This window comes from Billgrantia lactosivorans (assembly GCF_003254665.1).
GTDB classification, from domain to species: domain Bacteria; phylum Pseudomonadota; class Gammaproteobacteria; order Pseudomonadales; family Halomonadaceae; genus Halomonas; species Halomonas lactosivorans.
Map to the genome: position 1 here is coordinate 1 of NZ_QHGY01000040.1, position 457 is coordinate 457.

The 457-nt window shown below is 55.1% G+C and carries 2 tRNA genes; both read left to right on the plus strand.

Going from position 1 to position 457, the window contains the following annotated elements:
* Window positions 1-85: 85 nt before the first annotated feature.
* Window positions 86-162, plus strand: a tRNA-Ile gene (locus tag DIS04_RS20295).
* 16 nt (window positions 163-178) lie between these two features.
* Window positions 179-275: transfer RNA gene (locus tag DIS04_RS20300), tRNA-OTHER, on the plus strand.
* Window positions 276-457 lie beyond the last annotated feature (182 nt).

The window sequence follows — 457 nt, forward strand, 5'->3', positions numbered from 1 at the left end:
TCGCCGCCTCGCGGCAAGTGCCCACAATGAATTACCTGATCGGCCAGAGCAAAGACTGTTTGGGTATGGACCCAGCGCGACCAATGGGTCTGTAGCTCAGTTGGTTAGAGCGCACCCCTGATAAGGGTGAGGTCGGCAGTTCAAATCTGCCCAGACCCACCATTCTCGAGCTTCGGCCGGGTCTGTCGCTCAGTTGGTGAGAGCGCACCCCCGGAAGTGCGGTAAAGAGAAGGGTGAGGTTGCCGGGTTTATTTCAAATCTGCCCAGACCCACCAAATTTGCGTGATACGTCGTTGAAAGACTCCTCGTATAGCAGGCTATACGTCGTCATCTTTTGCCTAGTCTCACACAAATTACATTTCGCGTGGTTTTGCCACAAAGAGATGTTGAAAGGGGCCATAGCTCAGCTGGGAGAGCGCCTGCCTTGCACGCAGGAGGTCAGCGGTTCGATCCCGCT